This is a genomic window from Streptomyces sp. NPDC029041, assembly GCF_040637515.1.
In the GTDB taxonomy this organism is placed as follows: domain Bacteria; phylum Actinomycetota; class Actinomycetes; order Streptomycetales; family Streptomycetaceae; genus Streptomyces.
This window is the reverse complement of record NZ_JBEZWO010000005.1, coordinates 570,062-595,761: the sequence shown is the minus strand read 5'-3', so window position 1 is coordinate 595,761 and position 25,700 is coordinate 570,062. Positions and strand designations below refer to the sequence as shown.

Annotated in this window: 23 protein-coding genes; 9 read left to right on the top strand and 14 right to left on the bottom strand. The window is 71.6% G+C overall.

Translation table 11 applies throughout. The features are described from left to right. The first annotated feature begins 218 nt into the window (after nucleotides 1-218). Nucleotides 219-1,877 (top strand): LCP family protein, encoded by a 1,659-nt coding sequence (locus tag AB0F04_RS16075; RefSeq protein ID WP_362041883.1) that lies wholly within the window; start codon nucleotides 219-221, stop codon nucleotides 1,875-1,877. Nucleotides 1,878-2,038: 161 nt separating this feature from the next. Here the strand turns inward: AB0F04_RS16075 and AB0F04_RS16070 are convergent, their stop codons facing one another. Further along, complete coding sequence (locus AB0F04_RS16070; protein ID WP_362041882.1) at nucleotides 2,039-3,076, bottom strand: glycosyltransferase family 2 protein; 1,038 nt, start codon at nucleotides 3,074-3,076, stop codon at nucleotides 2,039-2,041. Nucleotides 3,077-3,202: 126 nt separating this feature from the next. On the opposite strand from AB0F04_RS16070, the gene AB0F04_RS16065 reads away from it, so the two are divergent. Further along, the gene (locus AB0F04_RS16065) at nucleotides 3,203-4,684 is read left to right on the top strand and encodes an LCP family protein (RefSeq protein ID WP_362041880.1); all 1,482 of its coding nucleotides are present in this window, start codon (nucleotides 3,203-3,205) and stop codon (nucleotides 4,682-4,684) included. A gap of 282 nt (nucleotides 4,685-4,966) precedes the next feature. Here the strand turns inward: AB0F04_RS16065 and AB0F04_RS16060 are convergent, their stop codons facing one another. Then, a complete protein-coding gene (locus AB0F04_RS16060) occupies nucleotides 4,967-5,524 on the bottom strand; it encodes an acyl-CoA thioesterase (RefSeq protein ID WP_053675667.1) in 558 nt (185 codons plus the stop codon). 119 nt (nucleotides 5,525-5,643) lie between these two features. Between AB0F04_RS16060 and AB0F04_RS16055 the strand changes: the two genes are divergently transcribed. Beyond that, a complete protein-coding gene (locus AB0F04_RS16055; RefSeq protein ID WP_362041878.1) occupies nucleotides 5,644-6,945 on the top strand; it encodes an LCP family protein in 1,302 nt (433 codons plus the stop codon). Nucleotides 6,946-7,006: 61 nt separating this feature from the next. On the opposite strand, the gene AB0F04_RS16050 is transcribed toward AB0F04_RS16055, so the two are convergent. Next, complete coding sequence (locus AB0F04_RS16050; protein ID WP_362041876.1) at nucleotides 7,007-7,372, bottom strand: four-helix bundle copper-binding protein; 366 nt, start codon at nucleotides 7,370-7,372, stop codon at nucleotides 7,007-7,009. Between the two features lie 225 nt (nucleotides 7,373-7,597). On the opposite strand from AB0F04_RS16050, the gene AB0F04_RS16045 reads away from it, so the two are divergent. Next, a complete protein-coding gene (locus tag AB0F04_RS16045; protein ID WP_362041875.1) occupies nucleotides 7,598-8,854 on the top strand; it encodes a phospholipase D-like domain-containing protein in 1,257 nt (418 codons plus the stop codon). Between the two features lie 39 nt (nucleotides 8,855-8,893). Here the strand turns inward: AB0F04_RS16045 and AB0F04_RS16040 are convergent, their stop codons facing one another. Further along, entirely contained in the window at nucleotides 8,894-10,051 is a 1,158-nt protein-coding gene (locus AB0F04_RS16040) for an acyl-CoA dehydrogenase (protein ID WP_362041872.1), read from the bottom strand. Between the two features lie 189 nt (nucleotides 10,052-10,240). On the opposite strand from AB0F04_RS16040, the gene AB0F04_RS16035 reads away from it, so the two are divergent. Further along, a complete protein-coding gene (locus AB0F04_RS16035; RefSeq protein ID WP_362041870.1) occupies nucleotides 10,241-11,584 on the top strand; it encodes a UDP-glucose/GDP-mannose dehydrogenase family protein in 1,344 nt (447 codons plus the stop codon). Between the two features lie 102 nt (nucleotides 11,585-11,686). Here the strand turns inward: AB0F04_RS16035 and AB0F04_RS16030 are convergent, their stop codons facing one another. Then, nucleotides 11,687-12,193 (bottom strand): CGNR zinc finger domain-containing protein, encoded by a 507-nt coding sequence (locus AB0F04_RS16030; RefSeq protein ID WP_362041868.1) that lies wholly within the window; start codon nucleotides 12,191-12,193, stop codon nucleotides 11,687-11,689. Between the two features lie 114 nt (nucleotides 12,194-12,307). On the opposite strand from AB0F04_RS16030, the gene AB0F04_RS16025 reads away from it, so the two are divergent. After that, the gene (locus AB0F04_RS16025; RefSeq protein ID WP_362041866.1) at nucleotides 12,308-12,679 is read left to right on the top strand and encodes a VOC family protein; all 372 of its coding nucleotides are present in this window, start codon (nucleotides 12,308-12,310) and stop codon (nucleotides 12,677-12,679) included. A gap of 14 nt (nucleotides 12,680-12,693) precedes the next feature. Next, a complete protein-coding gene (locus tag AB0F04_RS16020) occupies nucleotides 12,694-13,086 on the top strand; it encodes a VOC family protein (RefSeq protein ID WP_362041864.1) in 393 nt (130 codons plus the stop codon). A 193-nt stretch (nucleotides 13,087-13,279) separates the two neighbouring features. Here the strand turns inward: AB0F04_RS16020 and AB0F04_RS16015 are convergent, their stop codons facing one another. The 4 genes from AB0F04_RS16015 to AB0F04_RS16000 all read right to left on the bottom strand — a co-directional run bounded on the left by AB0F04_RS16015 (nucleotide 13,280) and on the right by AB0F04_RS16000 (nucleotide 17,503). Beyond that, entirely contained in the window at nucleotides 13,280-14,416 is a 1,137-nt protein-coding gene (locus AB0F04_RS16015) for a dipeptidase (protein WP_362041861.1), read from the bottom strand. A gap of 230 nt (nucleotides 14,417-14,646) precedes the next feature. Next, on the bottom strand, nucleotides 14,647-15,834 hold the full coding sequence (locus AB0F04_RS16010) for a dipeptidase (protein WP_362041859.1): 1,188 nt from the start codon (nucleotides 15,832-15,834) through the stop codon (nucleotides 14,647-14,649). Between the two features lie 5 nt (nucleotides 15,835-15,839). Further along, entirely contained in the window at nucleotides 15,840-16,367 is a 528-nt protein-coding gene (purE, locus tag AB0F04_RS16005) for a 5-(carboxyamino)imidazole ribonucleotide mutase (protein WP_362041857.1), read from the bottom strand. After that, nucleotides 16,364-17,503 carry a 5-(carboxyamino)imidazole ribonucleotide synthase gene (locus AB0F04_RS16000; protein WP_362041855.1) on the bottom strand — a complete coding sequence of 380 codons (1,140 nt, stop codon included), beginning with the start codon at nucleotides 17,501-17,503 and terminating at the stop codon, nucleotides 16,364-16,366. The genes purE and AB0F04_RS16000 overlap by 4 nt, the downstream gene beginning before the upstream one ends. 163 nt (nucleotides 17,504-17,666) lie before the next feature. On the opposite strand from AB0F04_RS16000, the gene AB0F04_RS15995 reads away from it, so the two are divergent. Next, nucleotides 17,667-18,161 carry a GtrA family protein gene (locus AB0F04_RS15995; RefSeq protein ID WP_362041853.1) on the top strand — a complete coding sequence of 165 codons (495 nt, stop codon included), beginning with the start codon at nucleotides 17,667-17,669 and terminating at the stop codon, nucleotides 18,159-18,161. Nucleotides 18,162-18,338: 177 nt separating this feature from the next. Here AB0F04_RS15995 and AB0F04_RS15990 read toward each other — a convergent pair whose 3' ends face one another. Together AB0F04_RS15990 and AB0F04_RS15985 are read right to left on the bottom strand one after the other, a co-directional pair. After that, a complete protein-coding gene (locus AB0F04_RS15990; protein ID WP_362041851.1) occupies nucleotides 18,339-19,616 on the bottom strand; it encodes an ATP-binding protein in 1,278 nt (425 codons plus the stop codon). 36 nt (nucleotides 19,617-19,652) lie between these two features. Beyond that, the gene (locus tag AB0F04_RS15985; RefSeq protein WP_362041850.1) at nucleotides 19,653-20,330 is read right to left on the bottom strand and encodes a response regulator transcription factor; all 678 of its coding nucleotides are present in this window, start codon (nucleotides 20,328-20,330) and stop codon (nucleotides 19,653-19,655) included. 516 nt (nucleotides 20,331-20,846) lie between these two features. Between AB0F04_RS15985 and AB0F04_RS15980 the strand changes: the two genes are divergently transcribed. Beyond that, nucleotides 20,847-22,385 carry an oligopeptide:H+ symporter gene (locus tag AB0F04_RS15980; protein WP_362041848.1) on the top strand — a complete coding sequence of 513 codons (1,539 nt, stop codon included), beginning with the start codon at nucleotides 20,847-20,849 and terminating at the stop codon, nucleotides 22,383-22,385. A 56-nt stretch (nucleotides 22,386-22,441) separates the two neighbouring features. Here AB0F04_RS15980 and AB0F04_RS15975 read toward each other — a convergent pair whose 3' ends face one another. The 3 genes from AB0F04_RS15975 to AB0F04_RS15965 form a co-directional block, all read right to left on the bottom strand. Then, complete coding sequence (locus tag AB0F04_RS15975; protein WP_362041846.1) at nucleotides 22,442-23,431, bottom strand: hypothetical protein; 990 nt, start codon at nucleotides 23,429-23,431, stop codon at nucleotides 22,442-22,444. A 580-nt stretch (nucleotides 23,432-24,011) separates the two neighbouring features. Next, nucleotides 24,012-24,713 (bottom strand): LPXTG cell wall anchor domain-containing protein, encoded by a 702-nt coding sequence (locus AB0F04_RS15970; protein WP_362041843.1) that lies wholly within the window; start codon nucleotides 24,711-24,713, stop codon nucleotides 24,012-24,014. A gap of 270 nt (nucleotides 24,714-24,983) precedes the next feature. After that, nucleotides 24,984-25,538 carry an ATP-binding protein gene (locus tag AB0F04_RS15965; protein ID WP_362041841.1) on the bottom strand — a complete coding sequence of 185 codons (555 nt, stop codon included), beginning with the start codon at nucleotides 25,536-25,538 and terminating at the stop codon, nucleotides 24,984-24,986. Between the last annotated feature and the right edge of the window lie 162 nt (nucleotides 25,539-25,700).

The window sequence follows — 25,700 nt, the reverse complement described above, 5'->3', positions numbered from 1 at the left end:
CCCTTCCTGCGTCTCACAGGTGGACGGAGCAAGCCCGGACGAATCGACCGGGTGTACATCCGACCGGGCATGTCAGAGGTCCAACCAGAAGCGGGGACGACCGTGCTCCGGCGGAGCAGTGGGGGAACCCGTGGTCCGGACGGACACGGGTCACCCGTGATCCGAACACGACGCGGGGCAGACCCGTGGGTCGGCCAGTGGGGTGGGGAGGCAGGGATATGGCGCAGAGTGATGTGCGCGTGGGCGGCACACGGCGCGTTTCGGGCGGCCCGGCCCAGGACGAGCGTCCGGGGACGGCGGAACCCGACGCGGGCGGGGGCGAGGGCGGCAGAGGCGGCAGAGGCCGTCGGCGCGGCGGGCGGCGCGGCGGCGGACGCCGGATACTGCGCTGGTCCGCGATGGTGCTGTCGGTCCTGATACTCGGGACGGCCGGCGCCGGATACCTCTACTACCGCCACCTCAACGGCAACATCGACAAGGGCAAGCGCAACGCCGGCGAGTCCGACGTCAAGAAGACCGGTCCCAACGCGGCGGGCCAGACCCCGCTCAACATCCTGCTCATCGGCTCCGACAGCCGGAACTCGGCGGAGAACGTCAAGCTCGGCGGCGGCAGGGACAACGTCGGCAGCAAGCCCCTGGCGGACGTGCAGATGCTCCTGCACGTCTCGGCGGACCGCGAGAGCGCGTCCGTGGTGAGCATCCCGCGGGACACCCGGGTGGACATCCCCACGTGCGTCGACCCCGAGACCGGGGAGAAGTACCCGGCGAAGAACACGATCATCAACGAGACGCTCCAGCGCGGCGGCCCGGGCTGCACCCTCGCCACCTGGCAGAACCTGACCGGTGTGTACATCGACCACTGGATGATGGTCGACTTCGCCGGAGTGGTGGACATGGCGGACGCCATCGGCGGTGTCCCGGTCTGCGTCAACCAGAACGTGTGGGACCGGCCGCTGTCCGGCGAGCGCGGCGGCTCCGGGCTGAAGCTGAAGGCCGGCACGCACAAGGTGCAGGGCAAGGAGGCGCTGCAGTGGCTGCGCACCCGCCACGCCTGGGGCAGTGACCCGCTGCGCGCCAAGGCGCAGCACATGTACATGAACGCGATGATCCGGACGCTGAAGGAGCAGAACGTCTTCACCGACACCGGCCGCCTGATGGGCCTGGCCGAGGCGGGGACGAAGGCGCTGAAGGTGTCCGAGGAGATCGGTACGGTCAAGGAGCTGTACGACGTCGGCATGCAGCTGAAGTCGGTCCCGACGAACCGCATCACGATGACGACGATGCCGTGGATCGAGGACCCCCTGAACCGCAACCACCTGGTGCCCAGGCCGCAGGACGCCGACAAGTTGTGGGCGATGCTCCGCGACGACGTCTCCTTCGACAAGAGCGGCAAGGCGCGCACGGCCACGGACGCCGGCCCGTCCCCGGCCCCGCTGAAGGCCACCGGGCCCGCCGCCGCGCCGGCCGCGGGGCTGTCGGTCTCCGTCGTCAACGGCACGGCCGGTGACCAGCGGGCCGCCGTCCCCCAGCGGGCCGCCGCGATCGCGGCGGCGCTGCAGCAGGAGGGCTTCACCCGCGCCGTCGCCGCGAGCGGGCAGGACCCGCAGGCCCGGACCTTGGTGACCTACCCGAAGAGCACGGGCGAGCAGGGCCGGGCCAACGCGCTGTCGGTGGCGAAGGCGGTCGGCGTCCCGAGCAGCCAGGTGCGGGCCACGGACGCCCTGACCACCACGCTGACCATCGGCAGCGACTGGCGGGAGGGCACGACCTACCCGAAGCAGAAGGCGCCCGAGGCGGGCGACCTGCCCGAGTCCGCGGACGCGCTGACCGCGGACAAGACGGAGTGCATGGACGTGTACAAGCCCTACCAGTGGTGAGCACGCCCGCGGCATGAGAGAGGGCCCCTCCCCGTCAGGGAAGGGGCCCTGGCCGTCAGCAGAGGGGTCCTGGCCTCAGCGAGGGGGCCCTGGCCTCACGGAGGGGGTCCTGGCCTCAGGGAGGGGCCTTGGCCTCAGAGAGGGGCCCTGTCCGCGTCGGGTCAGTTCGCGGCGGCGTCGGCGCGCACCGCGGGGCGCCGGGAGGCGATGACCTTGCGCGCCAGCGCCCGCGGGCTGGTCAGGAAGCCCCAGCCCCACGACATGTGCATCGTGGCCAGCGCCACGGGGATCTGCAGCCGCGCCTTCAGCGGCAGGCCCTTGCCCGCCGGGACCGAGCCCAGGACGATCGCCGCGAGGTAGCCGCCGGGCACCACGAAGCCCCACGGGGTCAGCAGGGCGCCCACCAGGATCCCGGCCCCGATCGCGCACACGGCGGTCGGCGGGGCGAGGTAGCGCAGGTTGATCGAGCCCTCGTGGAAGCGGGCGACCACGTGCCGCCAGCGGCCGTAGTCCTTGTACTGCTTGGCGAGCGCCTTCACGCTCGGCCGCGGCCGGTACGACACCTTCAGCTCGGGCGAGAACCAGATCAGGCCGCCCGCCTCACGGATGCGGAAGTTCAGCTCCCAGTCCTGGGCGCGGATGAACTCCACGTTGTAGCCCCCCTGCCGCTCCAGCGCCTCGCGCCGGAACACACCGAGGTAGACGGTCTCGGCCGGGCCGGCCTGGCCACCGGTGTGGAAGGCGGCGTTGCCGACCCCTATCTTCGAGGTCATCGCGGCGGCGACCGCGTGCTCCCAGTCGTTCTCGCCCTCGGCGTGCATGATGCCGCCGACGTTCTGCGCGCCGGTCTCCTCCAGGAGCCGTACCGCGGTCGCGATGTAGTTCGGCGAGAGCATGCCGTGCCCGTCGACGCGGACGACGATCGGATGCCGGGAGGCGTTGATCGCCGCGTTCAGCGCCGCGGGCGTACGGCCGGTGGGGTTGGGGACGGTGTGGACACGCGCGTCTTCTGCCACGAGCTCGGCGGCGATCTCGTCCGTGCGGTCCGTGGACGGACCGAGGGCGATCACGACCTCCATCTCGCCGGCGTACTCCTGCGCGAGGATCGCTTGGACTGCTCCCCGCAGATGCCGCTCCTCGTTGAGGACGGGCATGATCACGGAAACGGCGGGGAGCCGCACGTCGGGATTGGCGTTCATAGGGGGGTCACGTTACCGCGAACGGGGGACACCGTTGCGCGCCGCCGGGGCGGTACCGCAGGCCGCAGATCGTATCGGCCTACGGTTTCACAGATCCCACGTACGGCCGTCGTCCGGAGGTGTTCCATGCCCACGCCGCCGCGGTCCTCCCGGTCCACCGCCGGCCCCCAGCGCCGCCCGCAACCCCCGTCGCCCCGCCGCGCTCCGCGCAAGGCCGCACCGCCCGCGCGCAAGCCGCGCTGGGTCCTGCGGGCACTCACCACACTGTCCGTGGTGGTTCTCGCCTCCGCCGGCATCGGGCACGCGGTGATGACGAGCCTGGACGCGGACATCGCCCGGGTCGACCCCTTCAAGGACATGAAGAACCGCCCGCAGGCGGGCCACGGCATGAACCTCCTGCTCGTCGGCACCGACGGCCGGGAGAAGATCGGCCGGGAGGAACGCCGCACGTACCGGCTGGGCGGCGCGCCCTGCCACTGCACCGACACGATCATGATCGTGCACATCTCGGAGAACCGGGACCGGGCCAGCGTGGTGAGCCTGCCGCGTGACTCGTACGCGGTGACGCCGGCGCATGTCGACCGTACGTCCGGCAAGCGGCACGACGGACACCCCCTGAAGCTGAACGCCGCGTACGCCGAGGGCGGGCCGCAGCTGACCGTGCGCACCGTCGAGAACATGACCAAGGTGAAGATCGACCACTACCTGGAGGTCGACTTCACCAGCTTCATGAAGACGGTCGACGTGGTCGGGGGCGTGCAGGTCTGTACGGCCGCTCCTCTCCAGGACAGCTACACCGGGCTGAACCTCCCGGCCGGCCGGCACACGCTCCGGGGCGGGCAGGCGCTGCAGTTCGTGCGGGCCCGCCATGTCGACGGGGCCTCCGACCTGGGCCGCATGAAGCGGCAGCAGCGTTTCATGGCGGCGCTCGTGGAACGGCTCACCTCGTCCGGGATCCTCCTCAATCCGATGAAGTTCCGGGACGTGACGCGGGCGGTGCTGGGCTCGGTGCGGGCCGACAAGGGCTTCGGCACGGAGGAGATGCTGGACCTGGGCCGCGCCATGCGGAACTTCTCCCCCTCGTCCTCCGAGTTCACCACCGTCCCGGTCGGGCAGATGGGGTACGTCGTGGAGGGCGTCGGCTCCACGCTGAAGTGGGACCCGGTGAAGGCGGAGCGGCTCTTCCACGCCCTGCGCAAGGACCAGCCGCTGTCGGCGCACCGGCCGCGCGGCGCCGCCCGGGTCGTCCCGGTCGCCCCGCAGCAGATCCGCGTCCAGGTGGAGAACGGGACCCGCACGCCCGGTCTCGGCCGCAGGGTGGACGCGGCCCTTGCGGCGACCGGCTTCCAGACGACCCACGCCCCCGTGAACGCCGCCACCGGCGACGTCAAGCGCACGGTCGTCGCCTACGACCCCCGCTGGGACCGCTCGGCCAAGTCCCTGGCGACCGCCCTGCCGGGCAGCGAGATGCGCGCGGTGGCGGGCCTGGGCCCGACCCTGAAGGTGATCGCGGGCCAGGACTTCGAACGCGTCCGCAAGGTGCGGGCCGAGGACCCGGGACAGAGCGGGTTCGGGGTGGTGCGGGGGGACGAGGTGGGGTGCGGCTAGGACCGGCGTCCGGCCCGGGAACCTGACACCCGGGCCAGGAACCTGACGTCCGGTCCGAGAACGTGTCGTCCGACCCGGGAACCTGACACCCGGCCCGAGAACCTGACACCCGGGCCAGGAACCTGACGTCCGGCCCGGGAACCTGACGCACGGCCCGAGAACGTGTCGTCCGGCCCGAGAACGTGTCGTCCGGCCCGGAAACCTGACATCCGGCCCGGGAACGTGCCGTCCGGCCCTGGGACATGCCGTCCGGCCCGGCCTCCGGGGCTCAGGCGGCCCGGGTCAGTCCTCGAAGCCCTCCGCCGCCCGCTTCTCGCGCAGGTCCATGATCGCGCGGCGGCGGGCCAGGCGGTGGGTGCGGCGGATCTGGGCCTCCTGGTAGCGGCGCTTGTCGCGCTCCGTCTCCGGGAGGACCGGCGGGACCCGGCGGGGCTTGCCGTCGGCGTCGACCGCGGCGAACACGAGGTAGGCCGAGCCGACCTGCGTGGGCGGGGCGGACTCGTTCCAGCGTTCGGCCAGGACCCGGACACCGACCTCCATGGACGTCCGGCCGGTCCAGTTGACCTGCGCCTTGACGTGCACCAGGTCGCCGACGCGGACCGGCTCCAGGAACGCCATCTCGTCCATGGACGCGGTGACCGCCGGCCCGCCGGAGTGCCGTCCTGCCACCGCCCCCGCCGCGTCGTCGACCAGCTTCATGATCACCCCGCCGTGCACGGTCCCCAGAAGGTTCGTGTCGTTGTGGGTCATGATGTGGCTGAGGGTGGTGCGGGACGCCGAAGTCGGCTTGCCCGGGATATCCGGACTGCCGGAATCCGCAGCTGGGGCCTGGTCTGTCATGGCCTCCACCTTAAGCGGAGGCCGCGCGTGGGGGTTTTGTGTCAGCTTCGCCACAGCCGTGCTCTGATTTTCCGACGAGTCTTGTACTGCGCACTACAGGGACCTGCACACTGGGGCGCATGAATGACTGGCCCGAGGGATTCACCGGCGACAACCGCGGCAACCGCTTCGGACGCGGCAGCTCGAGCTCCCAGCCCGAGAGCGCCCGCGTCATGCGGCAGGTCCGCCGCGGCCCGGCGGCATCGCCCGGGCAGGCGGGATACGGTGGCGCCCCGCCGTACAGCGGCGGCGTACCGCAGCAGCCGTCCTACGTGGACGGCGGCGGCTACGGCCCCGGTGACGGGTACGACAGCGGCTACAACACCGGCCAGGTCTACGGCTCCCCCGGCGGCAGAGGCCCCGGCGGTCCGGGCGACGGCATGTACGAGCCGCGCCCCGCGCCGAACTGGCGCCGCCGTATCAAGGTGACGTCCATCACGCTGGTGACGCTCCTGGTCGTGACGAGCGTCGGCACCTACTTCTGGGCCGACTCCAAGCTCAACCGCGAGGTCGACCTGTCGCAGGTCATCGACCGTCCGGAGGCGGGCGAGGGCACGAACTACCTGATCGTCGGCTCCGACAGCCGCAAGGGCATGTCGGCCGAGGAGAAGAAGAAGCTGCACACCGGGTCCGCCGAGGGCAAGCGCACGGACTCGATGATGATCCTGCACACCGGCGACGGCGCCCCGACTCTGGTCTCGCTGCCACGCGACTCCAACGTCACGATCCCGTCGTTCAAGGGCTCCGACTCCGGCAAGCTCTACCCGGCCACGGGCCGCCAGACCAAGCTGAACGCGGCCTACGCCGAGGACGGCCCGGAGCTGCTGGTGCGCACGGTGGAGGCCAACACGGGCCTGCGCATCGACCACTACGTGGAGATCGGCTTCGCCGGCTTCGCGAACATCGTGGACGCGGTCGGCGGCGTCGAGATGGACATCCCGCAGGACATCAAGGACACCAAGTCCGGCGCGGACCTGAAGAAGGGCAAGCAGACGCTGAACGGCGAGCAGGCCCTCGCCTTCGTCCGCACCCGCTACGCGCTCGCCGGCTCCGACCTGGACCGTACGAAGAACCAGCAGAAGTTCCTCTCGGCCCTGGCCAACCAGGTCGCCACCCCAGGCACGGTCATGAACCCCTTCAAGCTGTACCCGACCATGAGCGCCGGTCTCGACACCCTCGTGGTCGACAAGGACATGGGCCTGTTCGACCTGGCGGACATGTTCTGGGCGATGAAGGGCGTCAGCGGCGGCGAGGGCAAGTCGATGAACATGCCGATCGCCGGCAACAGCGCCAACGGCAACCTCCAGTGGGACACCGCGAAGGTGAAGACGCTGGTGAACGAGCTGAAGAACGACGAGAAGGTCACCGTCTCCGGCAACTGAGCGGGTCAGGCGAGGCAAAGGGGGCACCCGGGCGGGTGCCCCCTTTGCGCTGAGGCGGTGCTCACATCGAGGCGCCCGACATCGAGCGGCACGAATCGGCGCAGCGGCGACAGGCCTCGGCGCAGCGCATCATCTGCGCGTCCTCCGGCATGGACATACACGCCTCGGCGCTCATGTCACAGGCCCGGGCGCACATCGCGCACATGTCGGCCATGAGCGGCGAGCGGCGCATCATCATGTCGGCGCACATGCGCGTCATCTCGGCGCAGTCCATGACCGCGCGCATGATCTGCATCTGGGCCGGGCCGCCCGTCTGCAGGCAGGAGCTCATGGTCTCCTCGCACACGCTGTGGCAGGTCATGCAGGTCTGGACGCAGTCCTGCATCTCCTTGCTCAGCGGGGTGGCGGTGGCGGGTTGCTGGGTCATGACGTCCTCCCAGGGGTGGCGGGAGCCGCGGATCGACGCCCGCTCCTCTCGTCCTACGCCTCCGGCCCCATGAGCACCACAGGGCAGCCCCTCCCACGTGTGTGAGGCACGACTCAGCGGGCTCTGCGTGAAAGCGCCGACAGCGGCAAAAAGGGGGGATGCAGGCGCGCCGGGGTCCGGCGCGGCAGGGCGGGGCGGCGAAACCGTGCAGGGGGAGACCCACACATGACACAGCAGATGTACGACGAACCCCGGACCTCGGGTCCGAGTGATCAGGACGGGCGAAGAGGGCGGAGAGGCCGGACGGGTTCGGGTCCGGGAGGCCAGGAGGAGCAGAAGCAGCGGCTGCGCAGACGGCTGGAGCGGTTGATCGGCATCGCGGCGACCGAGGGCAACGAGCTCGTGCCGTTGCGCAACGGGGACGAGATCTTCCCCGCGATGCTGGCCGCCATCCGGGCCGCCGAGCACACCGTCGACATGATGACGTTCGTGTACTGGCGGGGCGAGGTCGCCCACGAGTTCGCCGACGCTCTGGCCGAGCGGGCCCGCGCGGGTGTGCGGGTGCGGCTGCTGCTGGACGGCTTCGGGGCCAAGGAGATAGAGCGGGACCTGCTGGACGCGATGGACGAGGCAGGCGTCCAGGTGGCGTGGTTCCGCAGACCCACGCGCGTGTCACCGATGCGGCAGAACCACCGCTGTCACCGCAAGGTGCTGGTCACCGACGAGCACACCGCCTTCACCGGCGGCGTGGGCATCGCGGAGGAGTGGTGCGGCGACGCGCGGAACCCGGACGAGTGGCGCGACACCCACGTCCGGGTCCGCGGGCCCGCCGTGGACGGCATCGCCGCGGCCTTCGCCCAGAACTGGGCCGAGTGTCACGACGACCTCTACGACGAGCACGACCGCTTCACCGCCCAGGATCAGCCGGGACAGGCCACGGTCCAGGTCGTGCGGGGCTCGGCCTCCTTCGGCTGGCAGGACATGCAGACGATTCTGCGGGTCCTGATCACCTCGGCGCAGGAGTGCCTGCGGCTGTCCACCGCCTACTTCGCTCCCGACACCTACTTCATCGACCTCCTGGCCGCCGCGGCCCGCCGCGGGGTCCGGGTCGAGATCCTGCTCCCCGGACCGCACACCGACCAGCGGGCGTGCCTGCTGGCCGGGCGGCAGCACTACCAGACGCTCGTCGACGCCGGTGTGGAGGTGCGGGAGTACCAGCCGACGATGCTCCACACGAAGATCATGACGGTGGACGGGGTCTGCTCCCTCATCGGCTCCACGAACTTCAACCGCCGTTCCATGGAGCACGACGAGGAGGTCGTCCTGGCCGTCCTCGACGAGGACTTCACCGCGCGGCTCGACGCCGACTTCGAGGCCGACACGGAGCGGAGCGAGCCGATCGACCCCCACCGCTGGAAGCGGCGGCCTCTTCCGATGCGCCTCGCGGAGGCCGCGGTGACCCCGATCCGGCGCTTCCTGTGAGAACGCCGGGGGCCGGAACGTCCGGCCCCCGGAGCCCGGCTACGGCAGATTGCGCGCCATGACGATGCGCTGAACCTGGTTCGTGCCCTCGTAGATCTGGGTGATCTTGGCGTCGCGCATCATGCGCTCCACCGGGTAGTCGCGCGTGTAGCCGTAGCCGCCGAGGAGCTGGACGGCGTCCGTCGTGACCTCCATCGCCACGTCCGAGGCGAAGCACTTGGCGGCGGCGCCCAGGTAGGTGAGGTCGGCGTCGACGCGCTGGGAGGCGGCGGCGGCCTGGTAGGTCAGGGCGCGGGCGGCCGAGATCTTCATGGCCATGTCGGCGAGCATGAACTGGATGCCCTGGAAGTCGGCGATCGGCTTGCCGAACTGCTTGCGCTCCTGGACGTAGCCCTTGGCGTAGTCGAGGGCGCCCTGGGCGATGCCGAGGGCCTGGGCGGCGATGGTGATGCGGGTGTGGTCGAGGGTCTTCATCGCGGTGGCGAAGCCGGTGCCCTCCTCGCCGATCATGCGGTCGGCGGGGATGCGGACGTTGTCGAGGTAGACCTCGCGGGTCGGGGAGCCCTTGATGCCGAGCTTCTTCTCGGGGGCGCCGAAGGAGACGCCCTCGTCCGACTTCTCGACGACGAAGGCCGAGATGCCCTTGGAGCGCTTGGCCGGGTCGGTGACGGCCATCACCGTGTAGTACTCGGACTCGCCGGCGTTGGTGATCCAGCGCTTCACGCCGTTGAGGACGAAGTGGTCGCCGTCGCGGACCGCCTTGGTCTTCATGCCGGCGGCGTCGGAGCCGGCATCCGGCTCGGAGAGGCAGTAGGAGAACATGCCCTCGCCCTTGGCGAGCGGGGTCATGTACTTCTTCTTCAGGTCCTCGGAGCCGGAGAGGATCACCGGCAGGGAGCCCAGCTTGTTCACGGCCGGGATGAGCGAGGAGGAGGCGCACACGCGTGCGACCTCCTCGATCACTATGACGGTGGCCAGCGCGTCGGCGCCGGCGCCGCCGTACTCCTCGGGTACGTGCACGGCGTGCAGGTCGTTCGCGACCAGGGCCTGGAGGGCCTCGCGGGGGAAGCGGGCCTCCTCGTCCACCGCGGCGGCGTGCGGCGCGATCTTCGCCTCGGCCAGCGAGCGGACGGCGTCACGGAGCATGTCGTGCTCCTCGGACGGGCGGTACAGGTCGAAGTCAGCCGATCCGGCCAAGGTCTCTCACGCTCCAAAACGCTGCGATGGTGACGCTAACTACCGTTAAGTAATCAAAAGTTTATGGGGTCGCCCACCCGAGTGATACGTGAGCTAGGCGACAGCGGAGAAGTTGCCCGGTGAGGCGCGCGGTCATGCCCCGGCTATGCTCGGGCGCGCACCGCATGCCGTAGACCCCTGGAGCACCCCATGGCCCTGAAGATCACTGTGATCGGCACCGGTTATCTCGGTGCGACACATGCGGCGGCCATGGCCGAACTGGGCTTCGAGGTGCTCGCCCTCGACGTCGTGCGCGAGAAGATCGAGAAGCTGGAGCGCGCCGAGGCCCCGATGTACGAGCCGGGCCTCGAGGACCTGCTGCGCAAGCACGTGGCCGGCATCGAGGGCTCCAGCGGACGGCTGCGCTTCACCCAGGACTGGGCCGAGCTCGGCGCGTTCGGCGATGTGCACTTCGTCTGCGTGAACACCCCGCAGCGGCACGGTGAGTACGCCTGCGACATGAGCTACGTCGACTCCGCGTTCGCCTCGCTCGCCCCGCATCTGCACGGCCCGGCGCTGGTCGTCGGCAAGTCGACCGTGCCGGTCGGCTCCGCGGACCGCCTCGCCGCCTACCTGTCCGCGCACGCGCCCGCCGGGCAGGACGCCGAGCTGGCGTGGAACCCGGAGTTCCTGCGCGAGGGTTTCGCCGTGGACGACACCCTGCACCCCGACCGTCTCGTGGTGGGCGTGCGCAGCGAGCGGGCCGAGAAGCTGCTGCGGGAGGTGTACGCGACGCCGATCGCCGAGGGCTCGCCGTTCGTGGTGACGGACTTCCCGACCTCGGAGCTGGTGAAGACCTCCGCGAACTCCTTCCTCGCCACGAAGATCTCGTTCATCAACGCGATGGCCGAGGTGTGCGAGGCCGCGGGCGGTGATGTCGCCAAGCTGGCGGAGGCCATCGGGTACGACGACCGCATCGGAAGGAAGTTCCTGCGGGCCGGGATCGGTTTCGGCGGCGGCTGTCTGCCGAAGGACATCCGGGCGTTCATGGCGCGCGCCGGTGAGCTGGGCGCGGACCAGGCGCTGACGTTCCTGCGGGAGATCGACTCGATCAACATGCGCCAGCGCGGGCAGATGGTGGAGCTGACCCGGCAGGCGCTGGGCGGCGGGCCGTTCCTGGGCAAGCGGGTGGCGGTGCTGGGCGCGACCTTCAAGCCCGACTCGGACGACGTGCGGGACTCCCCCGCGCTGAACGTCGCCGGGCAGATCCACCTCCAGGGCGGTCAGGTCACGGTCTACGACCCGAAGGGCATGGACAACGCCCGCAGTGTGTTCCCGACCCTCGGCTACGCCGACTCGGCGCTGGACGCCGTACGCGGCGCCGACATCGTGCTGCATCTGACGGAGTGGCGGGAATTCCGGGGGCTGGACACCGAGGCCCTCGGCGAGGTCGCGGCGGCGCGGGTCATCCTGGACGGCCGCAACGCCCTGGACCCGGAGCTGTGGCGCAAGGCCGGCTGGACGTACCGGGCGATGGGGCGTCCCAGGGCCTGAGCGCGTAAGGCGCGACACAGGCGACGCCGGTTCGGCCGAGGCTCAGTCGGCCGAACCGGCGTCTTCGTGCATTCTGCACCACCCGGAGGTACGGCGGGGCGGCTACACCTCCTTGGCCCGGTAGCGGCGCATCTTCGCGCGGGCCCCGCAGACCTGCATGGAGCACCAGCGGCCGCGGCCGGCCGGGCTGCGGTCGTAGTAGGCCCAGTGGCAGTCGGCGGCCTCGCAGGCCTTGAGGCGGGTCCAGGTGCCGGCGACGAGGGCCTCGGCGACGGCGGCGGCCACGCGTGCGTGCAGGGAGCGGTCGCCGGCGGGGGCCAGGGCGGCCGAACCGTCCGCCGCGTCGACGGTGACGAGGAGCGGGGCTTCGGCCAGGAGTGCGCCGAGCGGGGTCACCTCACGGTGCGGGGGGTGGCCGGCGTGGGCGAGCAGGGTCGCGCGCAGGGACTCGCGCAGGGTGCGGGCCCGGTCGGTCTCGTCCGCGGTGATACCGAGGCGCTCCCGGCCCTCGGGCGTGCCCAGCGCGTCGGCGCCGGACTCGATGTCCAGCGTGTTCACCAGGGCCTCGACCAGGGCCAGGCCGCCGGGCGCGGGCGATCTCTCCGTCATGGCTGGACCGTACCTCTCGCCTATTCCCTTGCGAGGTTACCGCCAATGGGGGAGCATGCAGTAACGGTTACTGGTTACCCGCTTCTTCGGGTAACCGACTTCAAGGAGGAAGTCATGGCTCTCGCCAAGCTGGGTGTCGTCGTCCTGGACTGTCCGGACCCGCACGCACTCGCCGGTTTCTACGCCGAGGTGCTCGGGGGCACGCCGACGGTGGAGACCGACGGGGACGACGTGTGGATCGACCTGGACGTGCCGGGCGGCACCCCCCTGGCCTTCCAGTCCGCTCCCGGACACGTACCGCCGCCGTGGCCGTCGTCCGACGGCTCGCAGCAGTTCCACCTCGACCTGGTCGTGGACGACCTGGACGCGGCCGAGAAGGGCGTGCTGGCCCTCGGCGCGAAGGCGCTGGACACCGAGGACCGGGAGCGGTCGTTCCGGGTTTACGCCGATCCGGCAGGGCACCCGTTCTGCCTCTGCGCCGGCTGACGTCTGGAGGCCCCATGCCCGCCGTGGCACGTTTGCGTTCCGTGGTCGTCGACTGCCCCGACCCCCGCGCCCTGGCCCGCTTCTACGCGCAGGTCGGCGGCGGCACCCCGGAGGACGACGACCCCGACTGGGTGGTGCTGCGGGTCCCCGGCGGGCCCCGGATCGCCTTCCAGCGCTCCCCGGACCACACCCCGCCGGAGTGGCCGCGGGCCGACCGCAACGCCCAGCAGTTCCACCTGGACTTCGACGCCGGGGCGACCTGGGACGAGATCGACGCGGCCGAGGAGCGGGTGCTGGCGCTGGGCGCACGGGTGCTGGACAAGGAGGACTACGAGAAGAAGGACTTCCGCGTCTACGCCGACCCGGCGGGACACCCGTTCTGCCTGTGCCGGATCGAGCACGACTAGCCGGGCAGGACGGCTCGGGCCGGACAGCGCGACCGTCCGGGCAGGACGGCTCGGGCGGACAGCACGACCGTCCGGGCACGACGGCTCCGGGCCGCGCAGCGCGACCCGCCGGGCACGACGGCTCCGGGCCGGGCAGCGCGACCGGCGGGTCCGGGCCGGGCGGGCCCGCCCGGCCCAAGGGCGCAGGGCCCCGTTATCCGTCCAGCTCCGAGATCGTCGCCGTCGACGGCTCCCGGCGCTGCTGGGCGGCGCGGGCCGTGAAGTCGGCCCCCCGCAGGACACGCTGGACGTTGCCCCAGGTCAACAGGGCCACATCGGCCTCGTCCCAGCCGCGTCGGAGCAACTCGGCGATCAGCCGCGGATAGCAGGAGGTGTCGCCGAGCTCCCGCGGGTGGGCGGCCCCGGAGTCGTAGGTGCCGGACAGGCCGACGCAGTGTGCTCCGGCCACGTCGCGGATGTGGTCGAGGTGGTCGGCGACGTCGCGGACGGTCGGTCCCGCCTGCTCGGCGGTCAGCGGCACCAGGCACAGCCCCTTGGCCGCGCCCAGCTCCGCCAGCAGGTCGTCCGGGAGGTTGGCGGGGTGGGGGCGCAGGCTGCGGGCCGCGGAGCGGCTGCACAGGACGGGGGCCCGCGAGAGGCTCAGGGCCCGGCGCAGGGTCTGCGCGGAGGCACCCGAGAGGTCCGCGATCACGCCGAGCCGGTTCATCTCGCGCACGACCTCCTCACCGAACCGGGTCAGCCCCGCGTCACTCGCCCAGGACACCCCGGTCAGGGTGAGGACGCGCAGCCCGAGCAGGTGCAGCTGGCGCAGGATGCCGAGCGAGTCGCCCAGGGCCGGGGCACCGGCGGGGCCGAGGAGCACGGCGACGCGGCCGCAGTTGCGGGCGTCGGCGACCTGCCCGGCCGTGCAGGCCGGCCGCAGACCCTCCTCGCAGGTGCGCACGATGGTCTTCGCCAGGTCCAGCTGTTCCAGGGTGGCGCCGACGGCCCGGTCGCCGTCGATGCCCTCGGGCAGGTGCAACGACCAGAACAGGGCGCCCACATGACCGCTGCGCAGCCGGGGCACGTCCGTGTCGACGGTGCTCTCGCCGTCCTGGAGGTCGTACCAGGACAGGCGCTTGAGCGCCCAGGGCAGTCCGTTGTAGCCGTCGGCGACGGGGTGGGCGGCGAGGATCGCGCGGGCCCGGGTCATGGGTGCGTCGTCCGGGTCGGAGACGGGCTCGTAGGGCTCCGTCGGGCCAAGGCCCTCGTCGGGGTACGGCTCGGCCAGCTCGTCGAACTCGTCGGCGGCCGGGGCGGCGGTGCGCAGGTCGTCCTGGAGATCTGCCATAGCGGCTCCGTACGTCGTTCGTGAGGTACGGTCACCGTCGCACAGAGCAGGACGTGGTTCCTGGTGGGCGGGGCGTTCGGAGTACGGCGCCGACGCCGCGCGCGGCTGCCTCCAGGACAGCCGGGCGGCCTCGGTCACTCATCCGGGGGCCCGCTAAACGCGATGCGCGAGGGCTTCTGGTGTACGTGGGGCGGGGCGGCCGGCTGCACCGGCCACCCCGCCCTCGACGCTCAGCCGGCGGGCGCGTCCAGCGACTCGATCGTGGCGTTGGACGGCGACCGCGTCGCCTGAAGACCCCGGGCGACGTCCTCCGCCGCGTCCAGGACCCGGACCGCGTTCTTCCAGGTCAGCTTGGCCAGGTCGGCCTTGGACCAGCCGCGGTCGAGCAGTTCCGCGAGGAGGTTCGGGTAGCCGGAGACGTCGGCGAGGCCGTCGGGGGTGAAGGCCGTGCCGTCGTAGTCGCCGCCGATGCCGAGGTGGTCGATGCCGGCCGCCTCGCGCATGTGATCCAGGTGGTCGGCCACCGTCGACACCGTCGCGACCGGCCGCGGGTGCCGCTCCTCGAAGGCGCGGTGGACCTTCATGGCCTCCGCGGTGGTGTCGAGGTGGTGGAAGCCGTGGGCGCGCATGTTCTCGTCGGCCGCGGCCGTCCAGTCCACGGCAGCCTGGAGCACGAACTTCGGCACGAACGTCACCATCGCGACGCCGCCGTTGGCGGGCAGCCGCTCCAGGACGTCGTCCGGGATGTTGCGCGGGTGGTCGCACACCGCCCGTGCGGACGAGTGGGAGAAGATCACCGGGGCCGAGCTCGTGTCGAGCGCGTCCCGCATGGTCGTCGCCGCCACGTGGGACAGGTCGACGAGCATGCCGAGCCGGTTCATCTCCCGCACGACCTCCCGGCCGAACGCGGTCAGACCACCGGCCCTCGGCTCGTCGGTCGCGGAGTCCGCCCAGTCGACGTTGTCGTTGTGGGTCAGGGTGAGGTAGCGCACGCCGAGCCCGTACAGGCCGCGCAGCGTGCCCAGGGAGTTGGCGATGGAGTGCCCGCCCTCCGCCCCCATGAGGGAGGCGATCCGGCCCTCCCCGCGCGCCGCCTCCATGTCGGCCGCGGTGAGCGCGGGACGCAGGTCCTCGGGGTGGCGGGTCAGCAACTGCCGTACACAGTCGATCTGTTCGAGGGTGGCGGCGACCGGGTCGGGCGAGTCCGTGCGGACGTACACCGACCAGTACTGCGCGCCGACGCCGCCGGCGCGCAGCCGGGGGATGTCGGTGTGCAGATGGGCGCTCTGGTCGGCGGCGATGTCGCGGGCGTCGAGGTCGTAGCGCACCTGTGCGCGCAGGGCCCAGGGCAGGTCGTTGTGGCCGTCGACGACCGGGAACTCCCGCAGGAGTTCCCGGGCCGCCTCCTGGGAGGTCATTGCCGTCACTTCCCCGCGCCGAAGCCGAAGCCGCCCGCGCCCTCGACCTTGGAACGCAGGCGCTTGCCCTTCTCGGTGGCCTGGTCGTTCAGCTCCTGCTGGAAGTCGTGCATGCGGCCGCGCAGCTCCTCGTCGTGCGCGGCGAGGATGCGGGCCGCGAGCAGACCGGCGTTGCGGGCCCCGGCGACGGAGACCGTGGCGACCGGGACACCCGCCGGCATCTGCACGATGGACAGGAGGCTGTCCATGCCGTCGAGGTACTTCAGCGGCACGGGCACGCCGATGACGGGCAGCGGGGTCACCGAGGCGAGCATGCCGGGCAGGTGGGCGGCGCCGCCCGCCCCGGCGATGATCACCTTGAGCCCGCGGGCGTCGGCCTGCTCGCCGTAGGCGACCATCTCGCGCGGCATGCGGTGCGCGGAGACGACGTCGACCTCGTAGGCGATCTCGAACTCGTCGAGGGCCTTGGCGGCGGCCTCCATGACGGGCCAGTCGGAGTCCGACCCCATGACGATGCCAACAACAGGGCTCATTCGGTGATGGTGCCTCTCAGGTAGCCGGCTGCGTGACGGGCGCGCTCCAGCACGTCGTCCAGGTCGTCGCCGTAGGTGTTGACGTGTCCGACCTTGCGGCCGGGCTTCACGTCCTTGCCGTACATGTGGATCTTCAGCTGGGGGTCGCGGGCCATGCAGTGCAGGTACGCGGAGTACATGTCCGGGAAGTCCCCGCCGAGGACGTTGACCATCACGGTCCACGGGGCGCGCGGGCGCGGGTCGCCGAGCGGGAGGTCCAGGACGGCCCGCACGTGGTTGGCGAACTGGCTGGTGACGGCGCCGTCCATCGACCAGTGGCCGGAGTTGTGCGGGCGCATCGCGAGCTCGTTGACGAGGATCCGCCCGTCGCGGGTCTGGAACAGCTCGACCGCGAGGTGCCCGACGACGCCGAGCTCCTTGGCGATGTTCAGCGCCATCTCGGAGGCCTCCAGGGCGAGGGCCTCGTCGAGGTCGGGGGCCGGGGCGATGACCGTGTCGCAGACGCCGGCCACCTGGCGGGACTCCACGACCGGGTAGGCGACGGCCTGGCCGTGCGGGGAACGGACCACGTTGGCGGCGAGCTCGCGGAGGAAGTCGACCTTCTCCTCGGCGAGCACGGGGACACCGGCCTTGAAGGGGTCGGCGGCCTCCTCGACGGAGTCGACGACCCACACGCCCTTGCCGTCGTAGCCGCCGCGGACGGTCTTGAGGACGACCGGGAATCCCTCACCCTCGGCCGCGAAGGCGGCCACGTCCTGCGGATCGGAGACGATCCGGTGTCTGGGGCAGGGGACGCCGATCGCGTCGAGCTTCGCGCGCATCACCCCCTTGTCCTGGGCGTGCACGAGCGCGTCGGGACCGGGGCGGACGGGGATGCCGTCCGCCTCCAGGGCCCTGAGGTGCTCGGTGGGTACGTGTTCGTGATCGAAGGTGATCACATCGCACCCCCGGGCGAACTCGCGCAGCGTGTCGAGGTCGCGATGGTCGCCGACGACGACATCGCTCACGACCTGCGCAGCGGAGTCCTGCGGGGTGTCACTGAGGAGCTTGAACCTGATGCCCAGCGGGATGCCCGCCTCGTGTGTCATACGAGCGAGCTGGCCACCGCCGACCATGCCGACTACCGGGAACGTCACGCCCCCAGGGTATCGGCCGCGCCAGAGTGGCCGGTTTCCTGCCCCTCACCGGCTCCGCCCGGACCATCTCCGGCCGCCGCCCGGCATCGACAGGAAGATCGCGCGGGAGGGTGGTTAGCATGGCTGGGTTGACGCCGACGAACGGACGGGGGCCTGTACGACCATGGGACATGGTGCCTCCCGCCTCCGACGGGTCGTTCACGAAGTCGCCAAGTTCGGCGCGGTGGGCGGTGCCGGGGTGCTGGTCAACCTCCTCGTCTTCAACCTCGTACGCCACACCACGGACCTCCAGGTGGTCCGCGCGAGCGTCATCGCGACCGTCGTGGCGATCGTCTTCAACTACGTCGGCTTCCGCTACTTCACCTACCGCGACCGTGACAAGAGCCGCCGTACGCGTGAGATGACCCTGTTCCTGCTGTTCAGCGCGGCCGGACTGGTCATCGAGAACGGCGTCCTGTACGCGGCCACGTACGGTTTCGGCTGGAACACACCGCTGCAGAACAACGTCTTCAAGTTCCTGGGCATCGGCATCGCGACCCTGTTCCGCTTCTGGTCCTACCGCTCCTGGGTCTTCCGCGCGCTGCCCGCCCCGGGGCCGGCCCCGGCCGCGCCAACCGGGTCCACCGGCCAGGAGAAGACCAAGCAGCAGGTGCCGTAGCCCTCCCGGGCACGGGCCGATGCAGCAGCCCTTCCGGGCACGGCCGGACGCCGCAGCACCCTTCGGGCGGGCGGCGCTACTCCTGGGGCCTGTCGTTCGGATCACGCCGCAGACGCGGGGCTCACCGGCGCTGACAGGCGCTGCCGATGCCCTGCGTCGTGATCCAAACGACAGGCCCTAGCGGACCATCGGCTCCGCGTCCTCGTCCGACGGTTTCGGCAGCGGCGTGCGGGACAGGAACAGGCCGAAGACCGGGGGTTTGGTCTGGAGCATCTCCAGGCGCCCGCCGTCGGCCTCCGCGAGGTCGCGGGCGACCGCCAGGCCGATGCCCGTGGAGTTGCGGCCGCTGATCGCCCGTTCGAAGATGCGGGCGCCCAGGTCGGCGGGGATGCCGGGCCCCTCGTCCGTGACCTCGATGACCGCCTGGTTGCCGGTGACGCGGGTGCGCAGGGCCACCGTGCCCCCGCCGTGCATGAGGGAGTTCTCGATCAGCGCGGCCAGGACCTGCGCGACCGCGCCGGGCGTGCCCACCGCGCGCAGATGCCGCTTGCCGGAGCTGACGATCGCCCGCCCCGCGCTGCGGTACGCCGGCCGCCACTCCGCGAGCTGCTGCTGGATGACCTCGTCGAGGTCGAAGGAGACGGCCGAGCCGGTGCGCGGATCGCGGGAGTTCGTCAGCAGCCGCTCCACGACGTCCGTGAGCCGCTCGACCTGCGTCAGCGCGATCGTCGCCTCCTCCTTCACCGTGTCCGGGTCGTCGGTGAGGGTGATCTCCTCCAGCCGCATCGACAGCGCAGTGAGCGGCGTGCGCAGCTGGTGGGAGGCGTCGGCGGCCAGCCGGCGTTCGGCGGTCAGCATGCGGGCGATGCGCTCGGCGGAGCCGTCCAGCACGTCCGCCACCCGGTCCAGCTCGGGCACCCCGTACCGCTTGTGCCGGGGCCGCGGATCGCCCGAGCCGAGCCGCTCGGCCGTCTCCGCGAGGTCGGTCAGCGGCGACGCCAGCCGGTTCGCCTGGCGGACGGCCAGCAGCACCGCGGCCACCACCGCCAGCAGCGCGACCAGCGCGATGATCAGCAGCGTCCGCCCGACCTCACGGGTCACCGAGGAACGGGGTTCCTGGACGGTGACCGTCTCGCCCTCCTCGCCGGGCGCGGTCGCGGTGATGACGTCACCCTCCGGCTTGTCGCCGACCTCGATGGGCGACTCGCCGGGGATACGGATCACCGCGTAGTAGCGGTCCTGCGTGACCTGCTCGCGCAGCACCTGCGCGTCGACCTGCTGCGCCCCGAAGAGCCGGCTGTCGACGATGCTGGCCAGCCGGACCGCCTCGGACTCCACCCGTTCCTGGGCGCTGTTGCTGATCGTCCGGGTCTCGACGATGACGAGGGAGACCCCGAAGACGGCGATCACGACCAGCACCACGGCGAGCGTGGACTGGATCAGTCGGCGGCGCATGTCCTGTTACCCGATCGCCCGTGCCTGCCTCGCGGCTCAGCTCTTCTCGAAGCGGAAACCCACACCGCGCACGGTGGCGATGAAGCGCGGGTTGGCCGCGTCGTCGCCGAGCTTCTTGCGCAGCCAGGAGATGTGCATGTCGAGGGTCTTGGTCGACGACCACCAGGTGGTGTCCCAGACCTCCCGCATCAGCTGGTCGCGGGTGACGACCCGGCCCGCGTCGCGCACCAGCACCCGCAGCAGGTCGAACTCCTTGGCGGTGAGCTGGAGCTCCTCCTCGCCCATCCAGGCGCGGTGCGACTCGACGTCGATGCGCACGCCGTGCGTGGCGGGCGGCTGCTGCGGCTCGGAGACGCCGCGCCGGAGCAGGGCCCGCACCCGGGCGAGCAGCTCGGCGAGCCGGAACGGCTTGGTGACGTAGTCGTCGGCGCCCGCGTCGAGCCCGACGACGGTGTCCACCTCGTCGGCGCGCGCGGTCAGGATGAGGATCGGGATGGCGTGGCCGTCGCCCCGCAGGCGGCGGGCCACTTCCAGACCGTCCATGCCGGGCAGACCGAGGTCGAGCACGACCAGATCGACGCCACCCTGCAGTCCGGCGTCGAGAGCGGTGGGTCCGTCCTCACGGACCTCGACCTCGTAGCCCTCCCGGCGCAGAGCACGGGCCAGCGGCTCCGAGATGGACGCATCGTCCTCGGCGAGCAGTACACGGGTCATGAGGTGATGGTAGACCTGCAACGCCCTGAGCTGGGGTGTGACCGGAACCCTTGATTCTTACCGTCGGCATGCACGGTTCTTACGTTCTTGAGGTAAGCGTAAGAACCTCCGCCTCTGGGGTGGGATCGTGAGAAGGACCTTGGAAACGGGTGCACGGTTCCCTCGAAACCTGTGATCCGTGTCTCAAGTCCTTTCATATGGTGCGGTGTCCTGCCGTATGGTGAATCAACGCCTGTAGCACCATGGCGACCTTCGGAGGCCTTTGCCCTGAAGGTCTCTTTTGTGTGCAATCCGGTTCTCGCCGGCCCCCCACCCGAAACGACCAGTGGCCGGGCCTCGTCGTGCGGCGACGCGCGTAGAGGCATGGATCCCGGCGGCCACCGCCCACCGCTTCGCGCCCCGGAGCGGACCTCCCGAAGGCGTCGGGCGGACGGCCTTGCCCGCCGGTACCGGCACACCCCCACCGGGCGCACCTCCGTTGCCGCGGGGCGCGTCCCGAGCAGCAAGGAACGACCCATGGCGTCCAGCCTGACGAAGGACTCGGCCCGACCGGGCACCCCCGGTGCCGAGCGGACCTTCTTCGGCCACCCCCGCGGACTGGCCACTCTGTTCATGACCGAGATGTGGGAGCGGTTCAGCTTCTACGGCATGCGGGCCCTGCTCGTCGTGTACCTGCTCTCCGGCGGCCCGGACGCCAAGAAGGGCAGCATGGGCGGCGGTCTGGGCATGGACCTCGCCACGACGACGGCGATCTACTCGGTGTACCTGTCGATGGTGTACCTGCTCGCCATGCCCGGCGGCTGGCTCGGCGACCGCGTCTGGGGACCGCGCAAGACGGTGGCGATCGCGGCCGTCACGATCATGGCCGGCCACCTGGTGCTGGCCCTGCCCGGCGGCCAGGCGCCCTTCTTCGCCGGTCTGGCGCTGGTGGCTCTGGGCTCCGGCCTGCTGAAGGCCAACATCTCCACGATGGTCGGCCACCTCTACGACGGGCCGGACGACCCGCGCCGGGACGGCGGCTTCACGATCTTCTACATGGGCATCAACATGGGTGCCTTCTTCGCGCCGCTGATCATCGGCACCGTCGGCCAGCAGGTCAGCTGGCACCTCGGCTTCGGCCTGGCCGCGCTCGGCATGGGCATCGGCCTCATCGCCTTCCTCGTCGGCACCCGCAACCTCAGCCCGCAGAGCAACGTCGTGCCCAAGCCGCTGGCGGCCGAGGAGCGCGCGTCGTGGCTGCGCAAGGGCCTGCTGTGGCTGATCGTCGCGACCGTCTTCTACGGCGTCGTCGGTTTCTCCGGTCACTTCACCCTGAACTGGGCGATGATCCCGCTGACGGTCATCGGCCTGGTCATCCCGGCCGGCGTGCTGATCCGGATCAAGCGGGACAAGGAGCTCAGCGCGGTCGAGCAGTCGAAGATGACCGGCTACATCTGGTTCTTCGTCGCGGCCGCCGCGTTCTGGATGATCTACGACCAGGGCGGATCCACGGTTCAGGCGTTCGGTGAGACGAAGGCTTCCGGTTCGCTGCTCGGCTTCGACTTCCCGTCCTCCTGGTACCAGTCGCTGAACCCGGTGTTCATCATGGCGCTGGCCCCGGTCTTCGCCTGGATCTGGCTGTGGCTGAACCGCAGGGGCAAGGAGCCGAGCACCGTCGCCAAGTTCGCCGCGGCGCTGTTCTTCATCGGCGTGTCGTTCTTCTTCTTCCTGCTGCCGCTGGGCATGACCGGCGGCGACACCCTGGTCAGCCCGATGTGGCTGGTGGGCATCTACCTGATCCAGACCGTCGGTGAGCTGTGCCTCTCGCCGGTCGGCCTGTCCGTGACGACGAAGATGGCCCCGGCCAAGTACGCCAGCCAGATGATGGGTGTCTGGTTCCTGGCGGTCACGGCGGGCGACTCGGTGACGGGTCTGCTCTCCAACCCGGCCGTCGGCGGCGTGGATCTGAGCGGCACCGGTGCGGTCGCTGCGGAGGCGGTGCTCGCCGTGGTCGCCGGTCTCGCGGTGTACATGTACCGCAGGAAGATCAAGTCGCTGATGGGCGACGTCCGCTGATCATCGCCGCCTGACCAGGGGGAAGGGCCGTCACACCGGGGTGTGACGGCCCTTCCTCATGTCCCGGTCGGTCCCGGCGGATCGCCGTCCGGGGCGAACCAGGGCGTGGCGGAGGCCCGGCGGGGGGCGGGTGGCGGCAGGCGGCGGGCCTGGCGCGCCGCGTGGCCCGGGCGACGGGGCCGTACGTGGTCGATCACGGCCAGTGCGCCGCGCACCAGCGCCGCCGGTACGACCAGCAGGACGAGGACCCAGAACAGGGTCACGCCCCAGGGACGGCCCACGCCCCAGGGGTGTTCCGCGAGCACCTTGCCGCCGTACTTCAGCGACACGGTGTAGTCGCCGTGCGCCCCGGCGCCGAGTTCCACGGGCAGCTCGATGCGGGCCTTGCCGCCGGGCCGGATCGTGCCCCGCCACCGCTGGTCCTGCCACTGGGGGGCGTACACGCCGTGCGAGGTGCCCACCTGGAAGACCGGGTCGCGTACGGGGGACGTTCCGACGTTGCCGACGGTGACGAGGAGGGTCCGGGAGGGCGGGGAGCCGAACCAGGTGAGCAGGCCGCCGGAGCCGCGCAGCCGGGTGTCCGTGAGCAGGGACAGCCGTCCGCCGGCCGCATCCGCGGGCAGCGGCTCGACCGCGTGCCCGGCGACCTGGAGGGCCGCGTCGGCCTCGGCGGCGGCTCCGGTCACGGTGGCCACGTGCACCACGCAGGGGCACGGCACGGGCGGCTCCACGACGGGCAGTTCGCGGCGGAAGCGCCCGTCGGCGCCGGTGGTGACGGCGCGGCCGTCGGCGTTGGCACAGGAGTTGGTGCCGCCGGTCACGCCCCGCCGCGGCTCGGCCTGCCCGCACACGAGCAGGGTCAGCAGGGCACGCGGCCGCCAGCCGCTGCCGCTGACCGTGACCGAACCGCCCGTGCCCGCCTGGGCCTTGGACAGCTCGACGAGGGGCCGGTCCGCCGCCCCGACGGGCCCGGCGCCCGCCAGGGCCGCCAGCAGCGCCGACAGCACCCACAGCGACACGTACCGAAGGCGGAAGGCGGGCGGCATCAGCGGCTCCAGCGGTCGTACGGTGCCGGCACGGGGCCGGGACCGAGCGGCGTGCGGTCCTGCGCTCAGCGGCGCACCGACCGCGGTCGTACGGTGACCGGCACGGGGCCGGGACCGAGCGGCATGCGGTCCTGCGCTCAGCGGCGCACCGGCCGCGGTCGTACGGTGACCGCCGCGGGGCCGGGACCGAGCGGCGTGCGGTCCTGCGCTCAGCGGCGCACCGGCCGCGGTCGTACGGTGACCGGCACGGGGCCGGGACCGAGCGGCGCGCGGTCCTGCGCTCAGCGGCGCACCGGCCGCGGTCGTACGGTGACCGGCACGGGGCCGGGACCGAGCGGCGTGCGGTCCTGCGCTCAGCGGCGCACCGGCCGCGGTCGTACGGTGACCGGCACGGGGCCGGGACCGAGCGGCGTGCGGTCCTGCGCTCAGCGGTGCACCGGCCGCGGTCGTACGGTGACCGGCACGGGGTCGGGACCGAGCGGCGTGCGGTCCTGCGCTCAGCGGCGCACCGGCCGGGAGGGGCGCGGGGGCAGCGGTCGGCCCGCACCCCGGGAGCGGTGCGTCTGCCGGGGGACTCCCGTCAACGGTCTGCCCCTGCTCCCCGGTGGCGCCGTGTCAGCCACAGGGCACCTGCCGCTCCGGCGAGCAGGACCGTGCCGCCCAGGGTGCCGAGGGCGACCGCCGAGTCCTCGGGTCCGGTCTGCGGCAGCCCGGCGCCGGTGTCGGGGCCGGAGCCGCCGCCCTGGGCGGAGCCGGTGGTGCCGCCGCCCCCCGCGGCCTCGACGTCGAGGGTGAGGGACGGGCCCGGGTCGTTCGTCGGCGTGCAGGTGGTCGTCGTGCCGAGCGCCTTGATGGTGAGCACACCGGCCGTGAAGGTCACTTCGCCGCTCTTCTTCGGCGTGTACGTGCCGCTCAGGTCGCTGATCCTGATGGGCGTGTTGGCCGGGATCGCGGCGTCGTTGGCGGGGCCGGTCACCGACAGGGTGCCGCTGTCCGCACCGCCCAGGGCGATGGTGGCGCTCGGCGTCATCGCGCCCTTGCCCAGTTCGACCGGGCTGGAGGAGACGCCCTTCTGCCAGGACATGGTGATCCGGTAGCCGTCGCCCCTCTCGACGCCCTTGATGTCGATGGGAGAGACGGCACTCTTGTCGCCGATCGGCGTCTTGCACTGGTAGTCGACGTCGACGACCTCGGCCCGGGCGACGGGGGCGGCCATCCACACCGCCGAGCCGGCCAGGGCCGCGGCGGACGCGAGCGCGGCGGTTCGTTTCCGGTACGACACGGTGCCGCTCCCCTTCCTGTTTCCTGACGGCGTATCAGATCGGGCCGTCAAGGTACGCCCGGGGCCTCGAGGAAGGAAGACACGGCGCACGCCGTATCCGTGCGGGATCGGGCATGCGGTGAGGGACGTGCCAGGGGGAAGTGCCGCGGCCCCGCGGTACGGGCGGTCACTCGTTCGGACGCACGACCGCGAGAGCAGCGTCATCGCAGGGCACCACACGGGATGCGGGCAGGCGCGCGGGCACCGCCGATCGAACAGGAATCCCCAGGATCAGGCGGGTGCGCCCAGTTCCGCCCACACCGTCTTGCCGGAGACTCCCGGCGCACGGACCACGCCCCAGTCCAGGCACAGGCGCTGGACGATGAACATGCCATGACCACCCGGGCGTCCCGCGCGGTGCGGCGTACGGGGTGCTGGCTGGCCGGTTCCGCGGTCGGCGACCTCGACGCGGATCACCTTGTTGTCGCAGGAGATGCGCAAGTGGTCCGGCCCCTCGGCGTGCAGGCAGGCATTGGTCACCAGCTCGGAGACGACCAGCAGCACGTCCTCGGCCGCGGCCCGCTGGTCGGCGGAGGCGGCGGGCAGCCAGCCCCACGCGTACAGCGCCTGGCGGGTGAAGTCGCGGGCCAGCGGAACGACGCCGCTCTCGTCCTCGAAGCTCAGCCGACGCACCTGCGGACCCCCCTGCGGCGGCGCGGCCCCGGACGGCGCTCCCGCACCCTCGCCGGACGCACCGGTCGCCGCTACGCCACCCTCGGACGCCCCGGAAGCGCCGCTGGGCTCCGGCCCGCGGTCGCCCGGCGGGTAGGGCCGGGTGGTGCTCATCAGCGCTTCACCTCACCGATTCACCAGTTCACAATTCAGAAAATTCACTACACAGTCAGTCACGCCATGCGCGGCACGTCGGTTTCGCGACGCCCGGGTGCCCGACAGGTTCAGGTTGTCTCCTGCCCGGGGGGACCGGCTGAACACCCATGTATTCCGCAC